This window comes from Lacinutrix sp. MEBiC02595 (assembly GCF_053601555.1).
In genome coordinates this window covers 1-233 of sequence record NZ_JBSHNU010000234.1, presented here as the reverse complement: position 1 = coordinate 233, position 233 = coordinate 1, and the positions used below count along the sequence as shown (strand labels likewise).

The following is a 233-nucleotide window of genomic DNA, read 5'->3' as shown; positions in this document are numbered from 1 at the left end:
CGGAACAGAAACGGGATTCACTTCTCCAGTAACGGTATTTGCAGATTTAGATGGCAATGGTGTATTAGACGCAGGAGAGCCAACAGCAACAACAGCAACAGACGGAACCTATACTATAGAAGGAGTGCCAGCAGGAACAGTTGATATCGTAGTAGATACAACTACTTTACCAACAGGATCGACATTAACAGATGGAACAGAGCCAACCGAAGTAACGGTACCAGTAAGTGGAA

The 233-nt window shown here is 44.6% G+C and carries 1 protein-coding gene; it reads left to right on the top strand.

The window, feature by feature from the left end; genetic code table 11:
- Positions 1–233: hypothetical protein (locus ACVCZW_RS13285; protein WP_452232645.1), on the top strand; the 233-nt coding region annotated here is incomplete at both ends.